The organism is Chitinophaga sp. SVR4-12A, from assembly GCF_056754765.1.
On the sequence record NZ_JBPGWP010000001.1, the window covers coordinates 160811 to 182978 of the forward strand.

A 22168-nucleotide genomic window follows, 5' to 3' on the forward strand; every position below is an offset into this window, starting at 1 on the left:
ACATGAAAAGAGGGATCGTTTTAATGGGGATACTGCTGCTATCGGGTAAACTGCTGTTTGCCCAACAGGATGCACAGTACAGTCAGTACATGTTCAATGGTATTTACATCAACCCTGCCTATGCAGGATACAAAGAAGTATTGAACCTGCACGCCTATTACCGCGCACAGTGGACCGGCATAGAAGGTGCGCCCCGCAGCTTCTCCGTAGCGGTAGACGACATCGCTGCCGATGGCAATGTGGGATGGGGTATCCAGCTGGCCAGCGATAAACTGGGCGCGCAGAGCACCCAATCTGTTTACGCCAGCTATGCCTACCGGATACGTATGAACGAGGAAGGTACTGCCCGCCTGTCTTTCGGCCTCAGTGGAGGATTAGTGCAGCTGGGCATTAACGGCGCGCTGCTGGAAACCCTGGACCCTGAGCTGGATATGCCGGGCGGTAACCAAAGCACCATCGTACCGGATGCCCGGGCAGGTGTTTACTATGCAGACGAACATTATTATGTTGGTTTCTCAGTGGACAACCTTATCGCCCCCCATATCAATAAATCACGCTACATCTACATTCCGCGGCCCAGACCACATTACTATCTTACCGCAGGTATGCTGTTGCCGGTGGCTGAAAATATCCAGCTGAAACCTTCCTTCCTGCTGAAGGATGACCGTGGTGGTCCTACCAGCCTGGATTTGACGGCCTTCCTGCTTTTTACGGAAAAGATCTGGATTGGAGGATCGTATCGTACCGGCGTACGGCTGTACCAGAAAGAAAACCTGCAAAAATCACTGAAGAACCGCAATGCGGCCGTTGCTGCCATGCAGATCTTCCCCGTGGAGAATGTGCGTATCGGATACGCCTATGACTTTTCTGCAGGCCAGTTTGAAACCTATGGTCATGGATCACATGAGCTGTCTGTAGGTATTTCATTTCCGTCTTCCAAACGGAACTACCAGGTATCCTGTCCGAAATTTTTCTAAGCACTTATCGTACGATGGTCACTACACCTCTTCTTACTTTCACAACGCCCCTGTAATCCCGGTAGCTCGCCATCCATACGTAAGTTCCCGCGGCTTGCTGCTTTCCTTTGAAAGCGCCGTCCCACCCTGTATCAGGATCCCTGCTGCTAAATATCAGGTTGCCCCAGGCATTGAACACCTCCAGCTGGTATTGGCTGATATTGCCGTATAGCGCAGGACGAAATATATCATTACGCCCGTCGCCGTTGGGAGAGAAGCCGCTGGGCATGGTCAGTTCGCAGTTCTCATCCAGGAGGATAATATCAAAATGTTGTGTGGCGATACATCCGTTCACATCTTTTACCATCGCGTCGTATGCACCGTTATCAAGGCTCGGCATGTTCATGGATGCAATGCTGTTTCCATTGAGCTCATATTTGTAAGGAGGGATCCCGCCGTTTGCCGTTAAGGCAGCGCTTCCTTTGTGAATGCCGTCGCACTGCATATCCGTTTTAGTGACCAGGTTTAAATACAAGGGCGGCGATACGATGATCTTTATAGGGTCCAGCTTGTCAATACAACCGTTTTGGTCTGTCACCATGATTGCATAATTGCCTGCCTGGAGTTTTGAAAAGTTGCCATCAGTGCTGCTGATGCTGTCTGCCGCAGTATACAGGTAGGGAAAGGTACCACCGCTGGCTTTTACCTGTATCTGTCCGCCTGAATAGGCACAACCGTTGGCAGCATGCTCCAGGGCCAGCTGCAGGAGCGCCGGCTCTGTTACCGTCACATCCGCCTGTTTGCTGCAGCCTTTAGTGTCCTGCACCATGAGCGTAAAATTGCCGGCGCGCAGGCTGTCAAACAGCGACTCAGACTGCCAGTGCACCTTGTCCATACTATAACGGTATGGCGCTGTGCCGCCCAGCGCTGCAATTGTGATGCTGCCGTCTGCGCCGTCCTTACAGCTCACCTGTTTGGTGCCTGCTGTGAATGCTATTGGCAGCGGCGATTTTATCTGCACATTAACACTGTCCATACATCCTTTGGCATCCCTTACCAGTAAAAGGTGCCAGCCTGCAGAGAGACCTGAGAAGAGTGGCCTGTCCTGCCATTGATGGCTGTCATCCACGCTGTATTGATAAGGCGCTGTACCGCCTGAAGTGGAAGCACGGAAACTGCCGTCTGCGCGGCCATAGCAGCTGGCACTGTCGCTTTGTACCGTAGTGGCCAGCGGAGAGGGTTCCTGGATATCTGCAGACAGGCTGGTGCTGCATCCGTTAGCATCTCTTACCAGCAGTATGTACTTCCCGCCGGGAAGGCCTTCAAAGCTTGCGCTGCTTTGCCAGTTATCTCCGTTATTGATGCTGTATTTGTAAGGGGCCAGGCCTCCACCGGCTGTCAGGGTAATAATACCATTGGAAGCGCCATGGCAGCTGACATCAGTGCTCTTTGCGCTGGCCGTAAGCAATGGGGGCTCGTCTAAGCTTGCCGTGATCTTTCCGCGATTCCCGGCTTTATCTTCCACCAGGATAGTATACATACCTGCCGCCAGGCGGAAAATATTCTGTGCCTGCCAGCTGGCGCCATTATCAATGCTGTACCTGTATGGAGGCGTGCCTCCCTCTACTTTTACATCGATGGAGCCATTGGCGGCTCCGTGGCAGGAAGCGCCCCAGCTGTCTGCAAACAACTGCAAAGGCTTGGCAATCGCCAGTGTAGTGGTAAGGATACGGCCGCAACCGTTACGGTCTCTCACTGTAATGAATTGCGTCCCCGCACGGATATGCCGGAAAGTAGCGCTGTCCTGCCAGGTTTTTCCGGCGTCAAGACTGAATGTATAAGCGGGAACGCCGCCGTTGACAGCTATGGTCAGGCTGCAATCAGTAACGCTGTCAAAGGTGGCAGACGAACTTGCAACAGACATGGCAGTGGGTTCATCGAGCTTCACAGGTTTGCGGATTATGCATCCATTGCTATCCTTTACTACCATGTGATATACGCCTGCTGAAATACCCTGGAAATCCGGTTTTTGCTGCCAGGTGAGTCCCTGGTTGTTACTGTATCTGTAGGGGCTGACACCGCCCTGCGCCTGGACAACAATGCGGCCGTTACAGGCGCCGTAGCAGGAAACATTGTTTTGCCGGGTGCTGATGTCAAGGGCCAGCGGCGCGGTGATCGCAACCTTGATGCCGGCTATACAACCGCTTCGGTCTCTTACCTGGACGAGGTGATCTCCCTGCGCCAGCTGTGTGAAAATAGGCGACTGCTGCCAGGTTTTGCCATTATCTTCGCTGTACTGGTAAGGAGGTGTTCCCCCGGATGCTTCGGCGGTGATACGTCCGTCTTTTCCGAGGTTGCAGGTAACATTATCGTGTTTAGCGCTGATGGTCAGCAGGGGAGGTGCTGTGATGCTGGTATTTACCTGTATCAGGCATTCGCGCTGGTCTCTTATATACACGGTATGGTTCCCGCTTGGTAATTCGTTGAACCGTGCATCATACTGCCAGTTGGGGCCATTGTCCAGGAAGTACTGGTAGGGCGGTGTTCCGCCGGAAGCCTGTATGCTGATGCTGCCATTCTTCAAGTCATGGCAGCTGACAGGAAATGGCTTCACTGCTGCCTTCACGGCTGATGGTGCGCTTAATGTGATGGTTGCATTGGCCTTGACGCCCGTATTATCTTTTACGATGATGGTGTAAACCCCAGGGCCCAGCCGTTCAAAATACCGCTCGCTTTGCCAGGTTTTGCCATCGTCTTTGCTGAATTGGTAAGGAGCCGTACCACCGCCTGCCTGGGCAGCAATGCTGCCGTCTGTTCCACCAAAGCAGGAGACCGGTGTTTGTGAAAGCGTAAGGGTAAGTGCGGAATCTTCAACAGCTGCGGCATCAGAAGACAGGGACATTATATAAGATGCTTTAACGGGCATGGCAAGCAATAAAAGCATCAATACGGATAATATCCCTGAAAATATTCTGCTGAATACCACAGGAGTTGACATAGGATAGTTACACATGAGGGCTTTTCAAAGGCTTTTCAAAAATAGATAAAGTAGATACGATGCAAATCACCCATTCGTATCAAATCGGGTACACCGTGCCCTGCATTTTATAGGCAGACAGTTTTCCTTCGATCATCTGCTCCAGCTCTCCGGTAGTACATTGTAATCCGCTGGTGCTGATACAGATAGGTGATCCGTAATTCTTAAAGTTCATTCGCATTCCTTTCTTCGCTATAATATTTTTCTGTTGCAGAATGTATGCTTCCGCGTTCCTGACGATCAGCAGGATCAGTTTGTGATTTACAACTGTTGTGGTGGTGATCAGCTGAACATCGCTCCAGGGAATATATCCCACCGCTACCGGACTGGAGTGATCGGTGATGCCGTTATCATCTATCATAACAGCAGGTTGGTTTTGCAGTAATTTCTTCAGTGAGATGGCCATTCCCAGCAATCCCAGCAGCACGGCGCCCAAAGCAGATCCGTTCTTGATGATGGGATGGTTGAGCAATCCCGTTCCTTCCCTGGTGGGCGTGAGCAACATCCAGCATCCCAATACTGCAAATACAGCGGAAATAGTAAGGAGTTTGGAAAGTTTTTTCTTGCTGAAAGCAATAGCTATACAACCGGTACCGGCATTATTCACAGGGCTCATAGGATAGGTTTATGCACACTAAAATACGCGAACGTCTTTTCCTATGCAAATTATTTTAGCTCCTTATTTTACATATTACTAATATTGCAGGGTATTAAACCCCGGCTATACCATGAACCTGCACATATTCAGGAAATTATACGAGGAAGGCCTGATCTCCGGCAGCGCTTTTGAAAAAGTAAAAGCAGTGGAGCAGAACCGGCATTTTTCCGTGCATTGGGAGTTGAAAGCATTACTGTACCTGGGAGTATTGATGCTCAGCGGCGGCCTTGGCATCCTGATCTACAAAAATATCGACACCATTGGTCATCAGTCCGTTCTGGCATTCATGGCGGTCCTCAGCGGCGGATGTTTCTACTACTGTTACAGGAAGAAAGCGCCTTTTTCTTTCAATCAGGTAGCATCACCCGACGCATTTTTTGACTACCTGCTGCTGCTGGCCTGTCTCACCTTCGTTAGCTTCATCGCTTATATCCAATACCAGTATGCCATCTTCGGCGATCATCTTAAACTGGCCACCTTCGTGCCCATGGTCGTACTCTTTTTCTGCGCCTACTACTTTGATCATCTCGGTGTATTAAGCCTCGCCATCACCAACCTGGCCGCCTGGATGGGCATCGTTGTTACACCTACGCAGATCTTAAAACAAAATGATTTCAACAGCGGCACCATTATCTATACAGCTCTTTTTTTAGGCGCTTTCCTGGTTGCTGCTGGAGAGATCAGCCGGTGGAAGAACATAAAACAGCATTTCAGGTTTACCTACGTTAATTTCGGCGCTCACATACTGTTCATTGCCACGCTCGCCGCTATGTTCCATTTCGAAGATGGGTATCTCTTGTGGTTCCTGCTGCTGTTGGGCGTTGCAGGGTATTTTTACCGGCGCTCTATTTTTGAACGGTCCTTTTATTTCCTGTTGATCCTTACCATTTATACTTATATCGGTATCGTTTATGTAGCAACCAGGCTCTTATACCTGGCATTCACACCCTCCGATCTGATACCGCTTTACATGACTTTGCTGTTCTATATTGGCTCCGCCATTGGCATGATCCGTTTTCTGATCCACCACAACAAAAAGTTTAAAACACATGATCGCATATAACAGGGAATGGCTGGATAACGCAGCTGTACAAGAAGAAGCTGAAAACGCTTACAGGGAAGCATGCATTTCCGCAGCAGAAAAAGCGCACATTGATGCTGCTTATCCTTCCGGTTTTTACACGCCCAATCCCTTTATCCGCATAGGCTTGTTCCTGCTCACTACCATGATCGTACTGTTCTCGGTGGTCTTGTGTTACTTCCTTTTTTTGTCATCAATGAAAGATGCCTGGCGCATCCTCATCTTTTTTTTGGGCTTAGCCGCATACGGTGCGCTGGAATTATTTATCCGGGAAAAGCACCATTACAGGTCCGGTGTAGACGATGGTTTGCTGTGGATGAGCGTCATCCTGCTGTTGTCCGGCTTTAATATTGATTTCGACATGCCCTACTGGCTGCGTTGTGCGATGGTCTTCCTGCTCGCCGCCTATGCCACTCTTCGCTTCGCCGACATGATCATGTCTGTCTGCGCTATCCTCGCCCTGCTCGGCACACTGTTTTACTTATACCTGGAAACCGGCAGCACGGCGCGCGCCACCGCTCCCTTCGTCATCATGATCGCCTCCCTGCTCATCTACCAACTGGCACGGCGCTGGTCCAACATGGAAAAATGGCGTCACTATGCCAACTGTTTCACCACCGCCCAAATCAGCTCCCTCATTACCCTCTACCTTGCCGGTAACTATTTCATAGTCCGTGAAGTCTCCAACGAAATGTTTGACCTGCACCTGCGTCCGGGCCAATCCATTCCCGCCGGCTGGCTCTTCTGGACTACCACCATGCTCATTCCCATCATCTACATACTCCTGGGCATCCGCAAGAAACACCTGCTGCTGCTCCGGATCGGCGTTGTGCTCAGCGCCGCCTCTATTTACACCATCCGTTATTACTACAGCGTCCTATCCATCGAAGCTGCCATGACGCTCTCCGGTCTCTTGCTCATCGCCCTTGCCTACGCGCTGATCCGCTTTCTCCATACTCCTAAGTATGGCTTTACCTATCACCCCGTCAACCGCGCGCAGCTCTTTGAACGCCTCCAGGCTGAATCCCTCATCATCACCGAAACCTTTGCCACTCCGCAAACACCCCGCAGCTCCGACTTCAAATTCGGCGGCGGCACCGGTGGCGGCGGCGGAGCCGATGGGGGATGGTAAAGTTAGCCGTTGGCAATTAGCAGCTGGCAGTTAGCAGTTGCAGTCATTAGTCGTTAGCCGATAGTTATTAGTTCCTGCCGTTTGAACCAAGGTCCGCCACCCGATCTATATTAGTCAGTACAGCCCCTTAATATCCGTCCTGCTCTCACCGTTTTTAGCAGGTTTCAAACGGGCCTTGACTGGCGCGATCGGCTCGTTACCGCGCCACCGCCTCCCTGATCCCTCCATGGCCCCCAAACGGCCGATCCTTATTCTACCAGCCAGTTGCCGCGCGCTTTGAAATCCTGCTAAAAACAAAAAGCAAAAACAACCAATCTACGCCAACCCACCACGTAACAATAAGATAACATTAAACCCATTCCTTTGCACTCATTATGAACACCACGCGCTTATTACTACTAATTATCCTCATGCTCCCGCTGCCTGCTTTCGCCCAGCAGGAACTCCCGCTAAAACTCCGCGAATTTGAACAATCCAACGATTTCCAGGTCTCCCCCGATACTGCATTTATAAAACTCAAAGATGCTTACAACAAAGCTATTGAGAAGAAAGACCCCATCGCCGCCGCCCTCACCCTGCAGCAAATGGGCCGCGTATGCTACCACCTCGGCCACTACCCGCAATCGCTCGACTTCCACCTCCAGGCCAACGAAATATTCCGCAGCAGCGAAAGAAAAGAGCTCCTTGCCAACAACCTGAACGACATGGGCATACTGTATTATTATAACCGCCAGCGCGACCTCGCCCGCCGCCAATACCAGGAAGCCCTCTCTATTTACAGCGAATTGAAAGACCAGGCGGGCATGGCCATTACCTACGGTAAGATCGGCCACATCTGTGAAAAGATGCAGCAATACGACAGCGCGTTCTATTTCCAGCGCCAGGCGCTGGCGCAATACGCACAGATTGATAATAAACAAGGCATGGCCAAGATCTATGAAAATATGGGCAGCATTTATGAAGACCTGGCCCGTTACGACTCCGCCGCTTATTACTTCCGCCAGGCCTTGCAGCTGGATGAACAAACCGCCGACAACATCTCCCGCATAGAAGTATTGAACAACCTGGGAGACGTGCTCCGCAAAACCGGCCATTACCGTGAAGCCCTGCAGCAAACCCGCCAGGCCCTGGCACTGGCCCTGCAGCATAATGAGCAGTACCAGCTCAGCAGCGCCTATAAAGACATGGCCAAGATCTACAACCTGCTGCGCAACAATGACAGTGCCTATTATTACCTGGAAGTCAGCCGGCAGCACCTCTTAGGCATCTATTCCCGGGAAAGCAGCAAACAGGTGGCCCTGCTGCAAACCATGTACGATATAGAAAAGAAGAACCACGAAATAGAACGCCTTACCAACGCGCGGAAAATGACCGGCATCATCACGGTAGCGACTATCATCGTCATCGCCCTGCTGATTGTGCTGGGCACCCTGATCATCAGCCGCCAGCGCCTCAGGATCAGGAACACCCGGATGCTGGCGCAGCAGGATCGCCATGTCTATGAAACACAGAAGGAAAGGATGGAGGCCGAGCTCGAAAACCGTAAGATGGAGCTCACCACCCACACCCTGCATATTATTCAAAAGAACCAGCTGCTGGAAGAATTGCGTAACCGCCTGGAAGAGATCCTGAAAGATGACCGCCGCGATCAGAAAAAGCAGTTAAAACAATTACAGGCGCAGATCAATCACAGTTTTAACCACGATCAGTATTGGGAAGAATTCCGCGCCATGTTTGAGCAGGTGCACCAGGCCTTCTTTAATAACCTGGCAAAATATTCCGATACGCTCACGCCGAATGACCTCCGCCTGGTAGCCCTCCTGAAAATGAATCTGCCCTCTAACGATATTGCTACTTTGCTCAGCGTTTCGCAGGACAGCCTACGTGTAATGCGCTACCGCCTCCGTAAAAAGCTGAATATGGAACAGGGAGAAAGCCTTACCGCTTTCATCCAATCCTTGTAGTTAACGTTCGCGTAATGTTACGGTAACAATTCCTTAATGGACTTTTTGTTACGGAACTTGTTATTGAAATTCAGTGTTTTATAAGTGTTTTGTTCACGTTGTTGCCTCCTTGTATACGCCCTTTGTAACGCTGTTGCCTTTTTGTTACCCCCTAAAGCTTGCCGGGACATCAATGCCTTTGCACCTTTGCCCCGTCAAAAAAAGTATCTCACCACTATGCGGAAAATATCGATCGTCCTTTTGTGTTTAATATGCTCGCTCCCGGTACTGGCAAGTACCATTAAAGGCCGGGTAACAGACCAATCCGGGAAGGAGCCGGTGATCGGCGCCACGGTAGTGCTGCTGGGTCAGGACCTGCACGATATTACCGGTTTGGATGGTTCCTTTGTTATAAAGGACGTTCCCGCAGGTACCTACCGCCTGAGCATCAGTTATGCCGGCTATGCCACCGTTATAAAAGAGATCACGGTGGATGACCATACACCTTTGACGATTGATATCGCCCTCGAGGCAACAAATAAACGTACGCTACGCGAAGTAGTAATAGCCGGACATACCAATAAAGCAGGAGAGGGGACGGCCCGCCTCATGGAGCGTAATGCCAGCCAGGTAATGAACGTGGTATCCGGACAAGCCATCCAGCTTTCTCCGGATCTTACCGTTGCCAACGTGATCCAGCGCGTGTCTGGCGTTTCAGTAGAACGTAACAGCAATGGAGACGGCCAGTACGCTATCCTCCGCGGTATGGATAAACGTTATAACTATACGCTGGTGAACGGCGTAAAGATTCCCAGCCCGGATGATAAATACCGCTACGTGCCGCTGGACATTTTCCCTTCAGAACTGCTGGACCGCCTGGAAGTGTATAAAGCGCTGACCCCCTCTATGGAAGGAGACGCTGTGGGCGGCGCCGTGAACATGGTGATGAAAGATGCGCCGGATCATCTTTCACTCAGCGCCAACCTGGCCGCCGGTTACAATGAACTGTTCATGGATCGTGATTTCATGAGCTTCAACAAAAGCGCCGTAGCCACTCAATCGCCTTATGAGCTGCATGGCAATACTTACAACGCTTCCGCAGCAGACTTTAATACCGCTACATCAGATTATAAATTACGCCGGCCCATTCCCAACGTGGTAGGCGGTTTTTCACTGGGCAACAGCTATCTGCATCATAAACTGGGCGTGGTGCTCGCAGGCAGCCTGCAGCAGACTTTCCGCGGCAGCAACAGCCTGTTCTTTGATACGGAGAAGGTAGACACTTTTAGCGGGGTCACTGTCACCAGCATGAGCAAAAGAAAGTATTCAGAAGAGCAGATCCGTTATGGCCTGCATGGTAAAGTGGACTATCAGCTGAACAGCGCTAACCGCCTGCAATGGTACAACGCTTTCATACACCTCGCAAATGCACAGCTGCGCGACGCCGTAAGCACACAGCTGACCATCGGCGGTTACGATCCTGAAAATGGCAACGCTACACTCGGTTACAGCACCCGTGCCCGCATCACGCGTCAGCAGATCTATAACAGTACGCTGCAGGGCGATCATCGCCTGCTGAACAAGCTGCTGCTGCAATGGTCTGCCGTATATTCAACAGCGAGCAACCGGCAGCCGGATAACACAACCATCCCGCTGAATGGCGTGCAGGATCACTTTGTACAACGGCGTACCACGGTAGGCAATGCTACCCGCAGCTGGGAATATAACACAGACCGCGACCTGGCAGGATACCTGCACCTTATCCTGGATCAGCCCCTGGCTGGTATTCCGGTTGAGTGGAAACTGGGCGGACTGTACCGCGATAAGCAACGTACCAATTTCTTTAACAGCTACCAGTTTGCGCCTGCCAATTTGCGTGGGGAATATGGCGTTGATTTCGACGACTATACGGAGATCGGGTGGACCGTGCAGAATCCCCGTGGCAGTGTAGGTTCTGCGCTTAATTATACAGCTTCGGAAAAAACAGGCGCCGGTTACCTGCAATTCAAAGCTATGGCGCCCCGCCTGGAACTGACCGGTGGCGCCAGGGTAGAGAACACCGACCAGGGTTACGAGATGAAAGTGCCTATCGGCGAAGACCGTCCCAGCGGTCACCAGGTGTATACAGATGTACTGCCTTCATTGCACATAAAATATATGCCTGGTAATAATACCAATGTTCGTGCTTCCTATTTCCGTTCGCTGAACCGCCCGGGCTTCTCTGAGCTGGTGCCTGCGCCCGTAGTAAGGGAGGAATACCGTGAGCGCGGTGATCCGGACCTGAAGCGCGCCATTGCCGATAACGTGGACCTCCGCTACGAATGGTTCCCCCGTGCTACAGAACAATTGCTGGCAGGTGTCTTTTACAAGCATATCAAAGACCCGATCGAATTTACCCTGCAGCGCGATGCAAAACGTCCACAGGATATTTACTATATGCCCGGCAATTTTGGTAATGCCACCAACTACGGCCTGGAGCTGGATTTCATTAAATATATCAAAGAGTTTGGTCTAAAGGCCAATTATACCTATACCCATTCAGGCATTACAACGAAAAAGGCTAAACGTATCCGTGATGCCAACGGTGATTATGCGATCACCATGGTGGATCAAACGCGCCCGCTCTATGGGCAGTCTGCTCATGTTGCCAATCTTACGCTGTTGTACCGGAATGCCCGTCATGGCTGGGATGCCCAGCTGGCGGGCACCTACACCGGCAACCGTATTAATACGGTGGCTGAGTTTGTGGACGATGATCTCTGGCAGAAAGGATTTGTACAAATGGATTTCTCGATGGAGAAAACATGGGGCCGCGTATCCCTCTTTGCGAAAGCCAATAACCTGCTCAATACGCCAATGGAGGTATACATCCGTAAACCGCGCAACAATACGGATTTCATACCTGATCAGACGCAGAGTGGAAAGGTATTGGTACGCCGCGACTACTACCAGCGCGCCTACCTGTTAGGCGCCCGCTATAAATTTTAAAACTATCGGACAATGCATTACTCTTTAAAATTACAAACGATGAACAAGCTTTTTATCGGTACGGTATTCGCTGCCACAGTACTTTCTGCCTGCAGCAAAAACGACAATACCAATCCCAACCCTGCACCGGGAGGAGATACCACCGCCGTTTCAGGCCAGGTGTCAGGTACCTGGACAAAAGGAAATACGTACAATGTTACCGGTTCCGTGGAGATCCCCGAAGGTAAAACACTCAGGATCGAAGAAGGCGTAACTGTATTATTCTCTGACACCATCGCTAAACCCGAAGTGATCGTAAAAGGTAACCTGTACAGCATGGGTACAGCGGCCAACCCGGTGAAGTTCACCGTGCCTGAGGCTATGAAAACAACCGCGAATCTTTTTGGCGGTCTGTGGGGCGGTATCATTGCCGGTCCTAACAGCACTGAACTGGTGCTGGTATATACCACGTTGGAATATGGCGGCGCTGTGACCACAGAAGAATCAGCCTCTGTAAAAGCAGGCCTGTACAAAGCCACCGCCGGAGAGCACGTGCCTGCAGTATACTACGGCAATATAAATGGTAAAGTAGTGATCATGAACAGCAGCGTGCATAATTTCTATGAAGATGGTTTCTACATGGAAGGCGGCCAGCTGGTGATCGCTAACAACACGATCTATACTACCGGTATCGCCAATGGTGATGTGGTGAACATTAAATCAGGCTGTGTGGCAGACGTGGCATTCAATACTATCTACAGCCCCAACACCAATGGTATGAAGCTCTCTAACTCCGGCGACCGTACGCCGCAGGCTTTCGTAGTGGGTTATAACAACACCATCGTGAACGCAGGCTGGAGAAGGCCTACCACCAAAGGGGGCTCTATCTGGGTGGAAAAAGGTGTGCGTGTAACCCTGTATAACAACCTGCTCGCAAATGACCGTTATGGTATCAAAAGGGATAAAGGTAATCCCGAAGACAGCGCCAACGGCCGCTCACAGTTTGGCAACACACTATACTACGGCTATTATCAAACCGGTGTAAACCAATTCCAGCCTACCAACGAGATCATTGCCGGTGCAAATGATATCAGGGGCGCCAAAGCAGGTGACAATGATCCGAAGTTTGTGAACTACCCGGTAAGCACAGACAGTACGAACGCCACTTTCAACACCGGCTGGGATTTCCATGTACAAAGCGGTTCTCCGGCTTTAGGCAAAGGCAAAACTTCTTTTACCCGCAACTTCTCCGCCGGCCTGGTGGTCAACGGTGTTACCTATACGTCGCCTGCTCCGGCTGACTACATAGGGGCCTACGGTACCAAATAATGCTTCCTAAATTATCTTCAGTGAAATATATTCTTCTCGCAGGCTGTTGTTCCTGGCTCATCGCATGCCAGGGACAGCAGATGCATAACATAGCAATAGCAGGCGCAGGCACTGCAGCCCCCGGGGCATTAAAACCCGTCGTGGTCACCGGGCAGGTGCAGTACGATTCAGATGACCCGGCTATCTGGATCAACAAGGCCGATACGGCGCAAAGCCTGATCGTAGGCACTGATAAGGATTCCGATGGTGCACTGTACCTTTTTGACCTGCAGGGAAAGATTGTAAAGAAGGTAGGCGGATTAAAGCGCCCAAATAATGTCGATATCGCCTATGGTCTGCCGCTCAATGGCCAGGCACAGGATATCGCCGTTACCACTGAACGTGAAACCAACAGCCTGCGTATTTTCCGCCTGCCGGATATGCAGCCGCTGGATGGGGGCGGCATCCCGGTGTTTCAAGGAGAGCAGGAACGTTTACCCATGGGCGTTGCCCTGTATACCCGTCCCGCTGACAAAGCCATCTTCGCCATTGTAAGCCGTAAAACCGGCCCTGCAAATGGTTATCTCTTTCAATATCGTTTGCAGGATAATGGAAAAGGCGGGATAAATGCAACGCTGGTGCGTAAGTTCGGTCAGTACAGCGGTAAGAAGGAAATTGAAAGTATAGCGGTAGACAATGAGCTGGGCTTTGTTTATTATTCTGATGAACAGGCAGGCGTTCGTAAATATTATGCAGATCCGGAAAGGGAAGATGCGCAGCTGGCGCTTTTTGGCCAGCGGGACTTTATGCTGGACAACGAAGGCATCAGCATCTATAAAACCGGCGACAGCACCGGGTATATCCTGGTATCTGACCAGGAGGCCAACGCTTTCAACGTATACCGCCGCGAAGGCGATGCCGGTGCAAGTAACCAGCATACGTTGCTAAAGAAGATCCCGGTATCAGCTATCAATAGCGACGGCTCCGAAGTAACCAATATCCCTTTAGGCGCTAAATTTCCGAAAGGTTTGTTCGTTGCCATGAGCACTGATCACACTTTTCATTATTACGACTGGCGGGAGCTGGAAGAGCAGATTAAGTGAAAGTCGTCAGTCGTTAGTCGTTAGTGGTTAGTTGACAGTTGTCAGTAGTCAGTTGACAGTTGTCAGGGGTTAGTGGTTGTCAGTCGGGAGATAAGCTTCCATCACTGACAACTGTCAACTGACCACTGACAACTTTTTATAGTATTTTACCCGTCTTCTCATAGGCTTCTCCTTGCAATATCGTTGCTTCGAAGCTTTTTGTTAAAATAGTATCAACCTTGCAGCTGGTTCGCTATAATAAAGTTGATCAGGTCGTCTTGTGGTAGTTCTGCGCGCTGGCAGGCATCCTGGATATCTTCCCGGGATACATTCGCGGCAAAAGACTTTTCCTTCAGCCTTTTCTTAACACCTTTCAGGTCCATCCCGTCATAACCGCCCGGGCGCATGAGGGAGTAGGCGTGTATCAGCCCCGAAAGCTCGTCAAAGGCATAGAGCATCTTATCCATCTTACTCACCGGGTCCACGCCAAAATAGCGGGGACCGTGTGAGGCAATGGCCCTGATCACTTCCGGGCAAACATTACGTTGTTCCAGTTCCTTTACGATCTTGTGGCAATGCTGTTCAGGCCAGAGGTCCCAGTCGGCATCATGCAGTAATCCGGCCAGTTCCCATCGCCACTGCGCTGCGGCGTTCAGCCCTTCTTTTTCAGCCGCCCAGCGGCCCATGAGCCGTGCCACCTGCCGCATGTGCAGCTGCAGCTTTTCATTCTTCACCCATTCCTGTAACAGGGCTTCCGCCTCCTCCCGGCTGATTGCATTGCCTGCATTGGCCGCACTGCCGAATGCAGTCCTTCCTAAGGGTATTATTTCCATGATGTATGTTTTAGGATACTAATGTTGCTTCAACCATTTTTCGAGCAGCGGGGGCCAGGCTTCCGCTGCAGCATTACCGGTCCGCAGGCCGTATCCATGCCCGCCGAGGGCATAAAAATGTAATTCTACCGGCACTTTGGCGTCCCTTAAGGCGCCGGCCATTACCAATGCGCTGTTGCCATAGGGATCATCCGCTGTTCCAAACAGGAACATGGGCGGTGTTTCGGCATTTACCTTCAGTTCTGGTGTGAGGCTGCGGTTCGGGCCCTGATCCAGGTAAGCGGGATAGATCAGTGCGGCAAAAGCAGGTTTGCAGGACAGCTTATCGGCATCGTCTACCGGGGGATAGGTGTTTTGATCGTACAAGGTGCTGACCCTGGCGCTGAGGCTGCCGCCTGCAGAAAAGCCCATTACGCCCGTCCGTTCTGCCCGCAGCTGCCACTGTGCTGCCTGCCGGCGTACCAGCCGGATAGCCCTTTGCACATCCTGCAGCGCGCCCGCTTCTTTTTTAGGAACACGGTATTGCAGTACAAAAGCCGTGTATCCCAGGCTGCAAAGCCATTGCGCCACCTCTTCCCCTTCCAGGTTAATGGCGAGTATATTATATCCGCCCCCGGGGCATACCACAATACCGGTATGCAGGTTAGTAACGCCTGCTTTGGGCGTGTATACGCTGAGGATAGGATCCGTTACATCGCTCAGGCGGCTTACACCCCGGCTGGTATCAGGGGTTTGTATTGCCGCATGTTTGGGCGCCGTTTCCCCCGGCACTGTGCCGGGCCACAAATGAATGGTAGAGGATGCTGTGGGTGCTTGTGCGAATGCTGACAGGTTCATTATGATGCAAAATAACCATAAAGGGTGTTTCATAAAGTGGAATTTTTTCCATGCCTAAAATACAAATAAAGGTCTATTCTGCTCCCGGTACTCTTTTTGTTCTGTTATACTTTGTAAACTTTATTACAGTACCAAACAAACAACGGTTATGAAATTATCAATGGCAAGTTTCGTAAACACAGCAGGCAGGCTGTGCCTGGTAGCCCTTCTGGCCTGGACCTTCCAGGCTTGTGGTGGTAACACGGGCGCAAAACATGATGACGCCGTAGACAGCGCAAAGGATGTTAATGACACCACCGCAGCAGTGGATGAAGAGTCAGCAGACTTTGCCGTAAAAGCAGCTAACGGCGGCATGATGGAAGTTCAGCTGGGAGACGCGGCGCAGCAACTGGCAGCCGGATCCCGTGTAAAGGAGTTCGGTAGCATGATGGTACGCGATCACTCCAAGGCCAATGATGAACTGAAGACCCTGGCGGCTACCAAGAATATTACGCTCCCCGACAGTGTAGGAGAGGACCATAGAAAGCATATAGATGATCTGAGGAAAAAGAAAGGCGTTGACTTTGATAAGGCCTACATGGATATGATGGTAGACGATCACAAGGACGACATAGACATGTTCGAGAAAGCCGCCAATAATCTGAAAGATGCTGATCTGAAGGCCTTTGCCGCCCGCACGCTGCCCACATTAAGGGCACACCTGGATTCCGCCCAGCAAATAAAGGAAACAATGAAAAAGCAGATGAATAATAGTAACCGGCCGGAAGATCGAGGGAAGTAAATTAGTCATTAGTCGTTAGTCATTAGTCGTTAGTTGTCAGTTGTCAGTCGTCAGTGACTGCGTTATACAGTTTAATCACTAACGACTAACGACTGACGACTGACGACTGTCAACTGACAACTGTCAACTTTTATTGTTTCACCAACTCTATCTCACAACTCACTCTCACATCATCGCTTACCACTAATCCGCCTGCTTCGGTGAGCGCGCTCCAGTTAAGCCCGAACTCCTTACGATTAATCTTGCCGCTTACGGTAAAGCCTGCACGGGTATTACCCCAGGGATCTTTTACTACGCCGCCGAACTCCACGCCGAATGTCACAGATTTAGTGGTGTTGCGGATAGTAAGATCGCCGATTACGTTGTAGGAACCGTCGTTATCTACAGACTCGTATTTCCTGGGCACGAACTGGATCTTGGGAAAACTGTGATCATCAAAAAAATCAGGCGAGCGCAGGTGACGGTCCCGTTCATCATTACCGGTATAAACGGAAGCGGTATCTGCCGTAAAAGCGCCTTTGGCAGTGGTAAAATCTTCTCCTTCGGTTTCCACCTGCAGGTCAAACTTGCTGAAGTGGCCGGATACATTGGTGATCATAAGATGTTTCACCTTAAAGCCGATGGTGCTGTGCGCAGGGTCGATAATCCATTTGTTGGTTGCCATACTTTTTATTTTTGATGAAATTACGAATATTCAAATTCCAAATCCCAGATTCCAAACGATCTCAGCGAATCTATCCGCGTTTTGGAATTTGGAATTTGGGATTTGGAATTTCATCTGTAATTTCATTTCCAGATGTATGCCATTGTAGATATTGAAACTACCGGCGGGCATGCCAGTGCCAACGCCATTACCGAAGTCGCCATATTTGTATATGACGGTGAATCGGTAGTGGAGGAGTACCACACACTGGTGAACCCCCGCAGGCCTATTCCATATTATATCCAGTCACTCACCGGCATTACCGACGATATGGTGGCCGAAGCACCCGGTTTTGAATCAGTAGCTGCCGAAATATACAGGTTGCTGCACGACAAGATCTTCGTAGCGCATAATGTCAATTTCGATTATTCTTTCCTGCAGTTCCACCTGGCGGCGTTTGGATATGAGCTGAGATGTAAAAAGCTGTGCACCGTAAGGCTGGGGCGTAAGATCGTGCCCGGACTACCATCCTATAGCCTGGGTAACCTCTGCCGGTCCCTGGAAATACCTGTGTTGCAACGTCACCGGGCCATCGGTGATGCTGCCGCTACTGTACGGTTGTTTGCACTGCTGCTGCAGCGGGATACCAGGGATGCTATCGCCACCGCCCTGAAGGTGGGTTCAAAGGAACAGTTCCTGCCGCCTAACCTGCCGCCGGAACAGGTAATCCAGCTGCCAGGTTCTCCCGGCGTATATTATTTCCATGACCAGAAAGGTAAAGTGGTGTACGTAGGCAAGGCCCGCAACCTGCGTAAGCGGGTGAACAGCCATTTTACAGGCAATAACGCCGGGCCTAAAAGGCAGGAGTTCCTGCGGAATATCTACAGCATTTCTTTTGAGGTCACGGCCACTGAGCTGATGGCGAATATATTGGAGTCTGTGGAGATCAAGCGGCTATGGCCGGTATATAATTATGCGCAGAAACATGTGGAGTTCAGCTACGGTTTTTATTGTTTTGAAGACCAGGAAGGGTATATGCGCCTGGCAATAGAGAAGAAAAGGAAGTATACCACGCCGGTGCATGTATTTAAACTGCTGGTAGAAGGGCACCAGCTGCTACGTAACCTGATCAGGCGCTTTGACCTGTGCCCGCGCCTGTGTTTTTTACAGAGAGGTAACGGCGCATGTTCCCCGTTGCAGGATCATACCTGCCATGGCGCATGCGAAAAGAAAGAAGCTCCTGACCTGTATAATCAACGGGTGCAGGAGGCGATAGCCTGGCTACAGGAACAACAACCCTCTTTTGTGATCCTCGATCATGGGAGGGATGCCGAAGAGCAAAGCTGTATCCTCATGGAAAAAGGGCGGTTCTACGGCATGGGATATGTACCCCGGGATATTGCCGTTACAGGCAGCCATCAACTGAAAGAGTGGCTCACGCCTTATCCCGAAAATGAATACATTCTAAACCTGCTCCGGCAATATGCTGCCGGTAAAACCACCCGTTTAATGCCTTTGGATAGCTGACAAGTCTGATCAATGGTAAAAGGTTAAAGGCAATGCGGTTTGACCGTATCTACATTCTTTCCATGCCCCGCTTTCACAAATAGGTTGCCTCGCTATAATAAATATGATTGTCCCTTACTTAGTGAAAAACCGCAATGCCTTCCTTACCTGTTTGTTTTGTTAACCGCTGAACGGTAACTGACTGATTACTGTTGCTGTAAAAGGAACTTTACAGGCAATTCGTAATACACGTTTACTACGCGGCCATCGTATTCAACCGGGGAGAATTTCAGCTGAGAGGCTGCTTCGAGAGCGGCTTCTTCCAGTCCGTAACCCAGTTTGGTCAGGGCCTGCAGTTCGCTGATCTTGCCTTTGTTGTCTACGATAAAGGATACGTACACGGTACCGTTGATGCCGTTCTCTTTCGCTTTGAAGGGATACTTCAGGTTAGCGTACAGGGAAGCGGTAGCATCCGCCAGCTGCTCTCTCTGCGCAGAAGTGTAGGTCACTACGCTGAAAACAGTGTCAGGCTTGCCATTCCGTGAACGGATGTAGTAAGCGTCGGCAACGATGTTGTCCTGGATGGTGTAGCCGTGTTGTACCTGCCTTGAATCGAAGTAGGTATAAGACCACCGTCCGGGTTTCAACAGGTTTTCGCCGCCTTCACCGTTCAGTTGCAGGAACGTGTTGGTGCCGTTTTCTCCCTTGTTGATAATAAAACGGATCGCACCGTTCTTGTAGTAAACGGTATCATTTGACGCCTTCAATTGTAGGGAGCAGCAAAGCGTCATAATAAATAAAACGGCTGCTCCTGAAAATTGCTTCTTCATAGGTCGTTTGTTTTATTGATAAAGGATTTGTTATTCATAACCAATCAATTAAAGTGCGTCCTCTCTGATACCGTTCTGTTGCTACTCCGGGAAAGCGCTTTTATCAATCCCCGGTATGATCCTCAACGCGTTCTTATAATATATCTTCTTTAATATTCCGTCCGGCAGCTCCATTCCATACATCCTCCAAAAAGCGTGGTACTTCTTGTGGTACGGAAAATATTCGTCTCCTGTTTCCAGCACCCGGAAATACGTGGCATATTCCGAGGGCACCCATGAATCTTTCCCGAACAGGATCCGGTCCTGGTACTTTTCAAAGAATTGCCGGGCCATTTTTGGTTGTCTGCCGAGTTCCGCTATAACGGCCCCGAATTCTACATACATGTTCGGTATCTCCTCCATCAACGAGCTCAATTTGGCCAGGTCATTTGCGTACCAGCCAAAATGTGCATTAATATAGGTGGTGCGCGGATGCTTTTTAAACATCCTGTGCTGTTCCTCAATGATCTGTTCCCAGGGCGCCGGGTTGTCTGCACCACGCTGCCTGCCCGGATGTGTAGCCAGTTCCAGCCAGCGCTCATTGTGCTCATCCATCGCGTCCCAGAAAGGAGCGGGGTCTGCTGCGTGGATCAGTACCGGTATCTTCAGTTCGCCGCACTTTTCCCAGATGGCATCCAGCCGGGGATCGTCTATGGCTACCCTTTTGCCCGTATTGTCTTTTACGCTCAGTCCCAGATTCTTAAAGATCTTCAATCCGCCGGCGCCGTTGCTCACATCCTGCTGTAGCTGCTGTACGGCTTTTTCCGTCCAGCCATTGCTTCCGATGCCGTTGAAGTCAATATTCGCAAACACGATGAACCGCTTGGGCGCATGTGCTTTGATGTTATCGGTCATCTTCCTCAGCGAGCTGCCATTGCCGCCGCTCAGGTTCACCATCACCTGCATGTGCAGGGCATCCATGTCTTTGGTCAGCGCCGACAGGTTTTGCGAGCCCATGTCCCACTGATGGTTGTGAACATCGATAAATGGATATTTCGCTCTGCTCAGCGGATGCTCCGGCACCTTTAAGGTGGAAACCGGCTCATATTTCTCGAAGTCCATGTGGGCGTTGTTGCCCGCCTGTCCTTGAGCGCAGCCTGCAGCGATCATACCCGCCCATACCAGTAATGTATGCCTTCGCATCATTCGGTTGAATACAAATTCACGTCTCAAATTACGAATTTTTAAGAAATAAGAATAATTTATATACTTTTTTTTCACTTTTTATTTATTTGTTCAATATGATTATTACCATTTATGGAGGTAAGTTGTTTGTAATCATATATTTTTGTATGTAATGTATCATGCGTAAATTTTTTTTTACTTCAAGTGAAAAAATAATCCCCATTCCATAATAATATAGTTGCGTGCAGTATTTTTGCGGATCAAATTCAGGTATTAGTCATTAGTCATCAGCCCTTAGTGAATAATACGAGGAATCTCGCATGAGTCAGCTACTGACTAATGACTGACGACTAACGACTTACAACTTTTTTAGTTAATTTATAATTTTTCTAACTGATGTTGACATCCGATTTCAAATTTCCGGGACAGACCGCCTTTTACAAGGGGAAAGTACGCGACGTGTATACCATTGATGATAAGTTGATGGTGATGCTGGTAAGCGACCGTATCTCTGCATTTGATGTGGTATTGCCGAGGCCCATTCCCTACAAAGGGCAGGTACTGAACCAGGTAGCCGCCATTATGCTGGAAGCTACGAAGGACATTGTGCCTAACTGGGTAAAGACAGTACCCCTGCCGAATGTGACCATCGGCTTAAAATGCGAAACCTTTCCAGTGGAAATGGTCGTGCGCGGTAACCTGACCGGCCATGCCTGGAGGACCTACAAAAGCGGTAAACGAGAACTGTGCGGCGTACCCCTGCCGGAAGGCATGAAGGAGAACGACTTTTTCCCTTCTCCCATCATTACGCCCACTACCAAAGCACATGAAGGACACGATGAGGATATCAGCCGTGAAGAGATCATCAAACAGGGCCTGGTAAGCGAAGCTGATTACACCAAGCTGGAAAAATACACGCTGGCGCTGTTTGAGCGTGGTAAGGAGCTGGCTGCAAAACGCGGACTGATCCTGGTGGATACCAAATACGAGTTTGGCAAGATCGGCGATACCATCTACGTGATCGACGAAGTGCATACGCCCGACTCTTCCCGCTATTTCTACGCAGAAGGTTACGAAGAGAACCAGCAGGCCGGTAAACAACAACGCCAGCTGAGCAAGGAGTTCGTACGGGAATGGCTGATGGAGAATGGCTTCCAGGGTAAAGACGGCCAGCAAGTACCCGAGATGACCGACGAGTTCGTGAACAGCGTAAGCGATCGCTATATCGAACTGTTCGAGAACATCACCGGGCAGAAATTTGTGAAGCAGGATGTAGCGCCGGAAGACCTGGAGAAGAAAATAGTTGAGACATTAAAAAGCCTTGCATAAAGAGCTATTAGCGGTTAGCGCTTAGCTGCTGGCCCTGGCATTAAGCTAAGGGCTAAAAGCTAAAAGCTAACCGCTATTTTC

The 22168-nt window shown here is 50.3% G+C and carries 16 protein-coding genes and 1 pseudogene; 10 read left to right on the forward strand and 7 right to left on the reverse strand.

Annotated elements, in window-relative coordinates:
• Positions 1-2: 2 nt before the first annotated feature.
• Entirely contained in the window at positions 3-977 is a 975-nt protein-coding gene (locus ACR9Y8_RS00670; RefSeq protein WP_481211291.1) for a PorP/SprF family type IX secretion system membrane protein, read from the forward strand.
• A 4-nt stretch (positions 978-981) separates the two neighbouring features.
• On the opposite strand, the gene ACR9Y8_RS00675 is transcribed toward ACR9Y8_RS00670, so the two are convergent.
• Together ACR9Y8_RS00675 and ACR9Y8_RS00680 are read right to left on the reverse strand one after the other, a co-directional pair.
• Positions 982-3858, reverse strand: coding sequence for a T9SS type B sorting domain-containing protein (locus ACR9Y8_RS00675; protein WP_481211292.1), 2877 nt, complete (start codon positions 3856-3858; stop codon positions 982-984).
• A gap of 175 nt (positions 3859-4033) precedes the next feature.
• Positions 4034-4609: an STM3941 family protein gene (locus tag ACR9Y8_RS00680; protein WP_481211293.1), complete on the reverse strand. Its 576-nt coding sequence runs from the start codon at positions 4607-4609 to the stop codon at positions 4034-4036.
• A gap of 112 nt (positions 4610-4721) precedes the next feature.
• Between ACR9Y8_RS00680 and ACR9Y8_RS00685 the strand changes: the two genes are divergently transcribed.
• The 6 genes from ACR9Y8_RS00685 to ACR9Y8_RS00710 all read left to right on the forward strand — a co-directional run bounded on the left by ACR9Y8_RS00685 (position 4722) and on the right by ACR9Y8_RS00710 (position 14185).
• The gene (locus tag ACR9Y8_RS00685) at positions 4722-5714 is read left to right on the forward strand and encodes a DUF2157 domain-containing protein (RefSeq protein ID WP_481211294.1); all 993 of its coding nucleotides are present in this window, start codon (positions 4722-4724) and stop codon (positions 5712-5714) included.
• Positions 5701-6864 carry a hypothetical protein gene (locus tag ACR9Y8_RS00690; protein WP_481211295.1) on the forward strand — a complete coding sequence of 388 codons (1164 nt, stop codon included), beginning with the start codon at positions 5701-5703 and terminating at the stop codon, positions 6862-6864. Before ACR9Y8_RS00685 ends, ACR9Y8_RS00690 begins: the two co-directional genes overlap by 14 nt.
• Positions 6865-7238: 374 nt before the next feature.
• Positions 7239-8828: a helix-turn-helix transcriptional regulator gene (locus ACR9Y8_RS00695; protein WP_481211296.1), complete on the forward strand. Its 1590-nt coding sequence runs from the start codon at positions 7239-7241 to the stop codon at positions 8826-8828.
• A 216-nt stretch (positions 8829-9044) separates the two neighbouring features.
• On the forward strand, positions 9045-11795 hold the full coding sequence (locus ACR9Y8_RS00700; protein WP_481211297.1) for a TonB-dependent receptor: 2751 nt from the start codon (positions 9045-9047) through the stop codon (positions 11793-11795).
• A 39-nt stretch (positions 11796-11834) separates the two neighbouring features.
• Complete coding sequence (locus ACR9Y8_RS00705; protein WP_481211298.1) at positions 11835-13103, forward strand: hypothetical protein; 1269 nt, start codon at positions 11835-11837, stop codon at positions 13101-13103.
• Between the two features lie 20 nt (positions 13104-13123).
• The gene (locus tag ACR9Y8_RS00710) at positions 13124-14185 is read left to right on the forward strand and encodes a phytase (protein ID WP_481211299.1); all 1062 of its coding nucleotides are present in this window, start codon (positions 13124-13126) and stop codon (positions 14183-14185) included.
• 212 nt (positions 14186-14397) lie between these two features.
• Here ACR9Y8_RS00710 and ACR9Y8_RS00715 read toward each other — a convergent pair whose 3' ends face one another.
• Both ACR9Y8_RS00715 and ACR9Y8_RS00720 read right to left on the reverse strand, forming a co-directional pair.
• Entirely contained in the window at positions 14398-14997 is a 600-nt protein-coding gene (locus ACR9Y8_RS00715; protein WP_481211300.1) for a hydrolase, read from the reverse strand.
• 285 nt (positions 14998-15282) lie between these two features.
• A pseudogene (locus ACR9Y8_RS00720) lies at positions 15283-15867 on the reverse strand (alpha/beta hydrolase); the annotation flags it as partial.
• Between the two features lie 115 nt (positions 15868-15982).
• Between ACR9Y8_RS00720 and ACR9Y8_RS00725 the strand changes: the two are divergent.
• Entirely contained in the window at positions 15983-16615 is a 633-nt protein-coding gene (locus ACR9Y8_RS00725) for a DUF4142 domain-containing protein (protein ID WP_481211301.1), read from the forward strand.
• Positions 16616-16745: 130 nt separating this feature from the next.
• Here ACR9Y8_RS00725 and ACR9Y8_RS00730 read toward each other — a convergent pair whose 3' ends face one another.
• Positions 16746-17279 (reverse strand): YceI family protein, encoded by a 534-nt coding sequence (locus ACR9Y8_RS00730; protein ID WP_481211302.1) that lies wholly within the window; start codon positions 17277-17279, stop codon positions 16746-16748.
• 132 nt (positions 17280-17411) lie between these two features.
• Between ACR9Y8_RS00730 and ACR9Y8_RS00735 the strand changes: the two genes are divergently transcribed.
• On the forward strand, positions 17412-18785 hold the full coding sequence (locus ACR9Y8_RS00735) for an exonuclease domain-containing protein (protein ID WP_481211303.1): 1374 nt from the start codon (positions 17412-17414) through the stop codon (positions 18783-18785).
• A gap of 185 nt (positions 18786-18970) precedes the next feature.
• Here the strand turns inward: ACR9Y8_RS00735 and ACR9Y8_RS00740 are convergent, their stop codons facing one another.
• Positions 18971-19594 (reverse strand): energy transducer TonB, encoded by a 624-nt coding sequence (locus tag ACR9Y8_RS00740; protein WP_481211304.1) that lies wholly within the window; start codon positions 19592-19594, stop codon positions 18971-18973.
• Positions 19595-19675: 81 nt separating this feature from the next.
• Positions 19676-20806, reverse strand: a complete 1131-nt coding sequence (locus ACR9Y8_RS00745) for an amidohydrolase family protein (RefSeq protein ID WP_481211305.1) — start codon at positions 20804-20806, stop codon at positions 19676-19678.
• 348 nt (positions 20807-21154) lie between these two features.
• On the opposite strand from ACR9Y8_RS00745, the gene ACR9Y8_RS00750 reads away from it, so the two are divergent.
• Positions 21155-22087 carry a phosphoribosylaminoimidazolesuccinocarboxamide synthase gene (locus ACR9Y8_RS00750; protein WP_481211306.1) on the forward strand — a complete coding sequence of 311 codons (933 nt, stop codon included), beginning with the start codon at positions 21155-21157 and terminating at the stop codon, positions 22085-22087.
• Positions 22088-22168 lie beyond the last annotated feature (81 nt).

Bases quoted from the DNA above. Each gene is read 5' to 3' on its own strand.
- ACR9Y8_RS00670 (WP_481211291.1), top strand. From the start codon at position 3: ATGAAAAGAGGGATCGTTTTAATGGGGATACTGCTGCTATCGGGTAAA.
- ACR9Y8_RS00675 (WP_481211292.1), bottom strand. From the start codon at position 3,858: ATGTCCCTGTCTTCTGATGCCGCAGCTGTTGAAGATTCCGCACTTACC.
- ACR9Y8_RS00680 (WP_481211293.1), bottom strand. From the start codon at position 4,609: ATGAGCCCTGTGAATAATGCCGGTACCGGTTGTATAGCTATTGCTTTC.
- ACR9Y8_RS00685 (WP_481211294.1), top strand. From the start codon at position 4,722: ATGAACCTGCACATATTCAGGAAATTATACGAGGAAGGCCTGATCTCC.
- ACR9Y8_RS00690 (WP_481211295.1), top strand. From the start codon at position 5,701: ATGATCGCATATAACAGGGAATGGCTGGATAACGCAGCTGTACAAGAA.
- ACR9Y8_RS00695 (WP_481211296.1), top strand. From the start codon at position 7,239: ATGAACACCACGCGCTTATTACTACTAATTATCCTCATGCTCCCGCTG.
- ACR9Y8_RS00700 (WP_481211297.1), top strand. From the start codon at position 9,045: ATGCGGAAAATATCGATCGTCCTTTTGTGTTTAATATGCTCGCTCCCG.
- ACR9Y8_RS00705 (WP_481211298.1), top strand. From the start codon at position 11,835: ATGAACAAGCTTTTTATCGGTACGGTATTCGCTGCCACAGTACTTTCT.
- ACR9Y8_RS00715 (WP_481211300.1), bottom strand. From the start codon at position 14,997: ATGGAAATAATACCCTTAGGAAGGACTGCATTCGGCAGTGCGGCCAAT.
- ACR9Y8_RS00725 (WP_481211301.1), top strand. From the start codon at position 15,983: ATGAAATTATCAATGGCAAGTTTCGTAAACACAGCAGGCAGGCTGTGC.
- ACR9Y8_RS00730 (WP_481211302.1), bottom strand. From the start codon at position 17,279: ATGGCAACCAACAAATGGATTATCGACCCTGCGCACAGCACCATCGGC.
- ACR9Y8_RS00735 (WP_481211303.1), top strand. From the start codon at position 17,412: ATGTATGCCATTGTAGATATTGAAACTACCGGCGGGCATGCCAGTGCC.
- ACR9Y8_RS00740 (WP_481211304.1), bottom strand. From the start codon at position 19,594: ATGAAGAAGCAATTTTCAGGAGCAGCCGTTTTATTTATTATGACGCTT.
- ACR9Y8_RS00750 (WP_481211306.1), top strand. From the start codon at position 21,155: ATGTTGACATCCGATTTCAAATTTCCGGGACAGACCGCCTTTTACAAG.